The organism is Vibrio sp. 2132-1, from assembly GCF_033344315.1.
Map to the genome: position 1 here is coordinate 1 of NZ_JAWPON010000459.1, position 635 is coordinate 635.

The window sequence follows — 635 nt, forward strand, 5'->3', positions numbered from 1 at the left end:
GGTGGTGGCCGCTGCAACTTCACCAACTACCACGTATCAGCCAGCAACTACCTATGCCAAAACCCACACTTCGTGAAATCGGCGCTATCGCAATACACCAACTGGGATTTCATCTCCATGGTCAGCAAACACGGCATCGAGTTTGAAGAGCGCGACCACGGCCAATTGTTTTGTGTCGATGCCTTTACCGCCAAAGACATTGTGAAGATGCTGCTGGCCGAGTGTGACATGCCAAACATTCAACAGCGTTACCAATGCGATGTGCACACCATTGAGAAAACCGAAGAAGGCTTTCGTCTGCACGCGGGTACTGAGCCTGTTGAGTGCGAATCTTTGGTGATTGCGACCGGTGGCCTTTCCATGCCAAAACTGGGCGCGACGCCATTTGGTTACAAAGTGGCTGAGCAGTTTGGTCTGCCAGTAATCCCTACTACGGCGGGACTTGTGCCATTTACGCTGCACAAAGAAGACAAAGAAGATTTTGCTGAACTGTCTGGCATTGCTGTGCCTGCGGAAATTACCGCCGACGACGGCACCATGTTCAAAGAAGCGCTGTTGTTTACTCACCGCGGCTTATCGGGCCCTTCGGTTTTGCAAATTTCCTCTTTCTGGAAAGCGGGTCAGAAAGTTTCTAT

Annotated in this window: 1 protein-coding gene; it reads left to right on the top strand. The window is 51.2% G+C overall.

The window, feature by feature from the left end:
- Window positions 1–635 (top strand): aminoacetone oxidase family FAD-binding enzyme (locus R8N47_RS26030; RefSeq protein WP_318186208.1); only part of this gene is annotated, 635 nt, incomplete at both ends.